The 243-nt window shown below is 41.2% G+C and carries 1 pseudogene; it reads right to left on the bottom strand.

The window, feature by feature from the left end:
• Positions 1–243: pseudogene (locus QZ327_RS14375) on the bottom strand (hypothetical protein); the annotation flags it as partial.

The raw sequence follows: 243 nt of genomic DNA, 5'->3' as shown, positions 1-243 counted from the left end.
TTCCTACACTCTTTGTTGTGGCTTCTCTCCATATAGGCAATTTATCTTGGAGGAAGACACCAGTAATGACCGAGTGTCCAAAAGCTTCAGTTTCCAAACGTAAAGTATCGAAATCCTTAACAGTAAGGAAAGGTGTTTGTGAAAGGCTGTCTGTAGTCTGTGATGTTACGTAGTACCAGCCGTTTATCCGGTGAAAGGATTTTGTCTGCATACAAGCTGTCATTAGTAGGCAGAAAAAGAGAA

This window comes from uncultured Bacteroides sp. (assembly GCF_910578895.1).
Classification (GTDB): domain Bacteria; phylum Bacteroidota; class Bacteroidia; order Bacteroidales; family Bacteroidaceae; genus Bacteroides.
The sequence above is the reverse complement of the archived record's forward strand: the minus strand, read 5'-3'. Positions and strand labels throughout refer to the sequence as shown.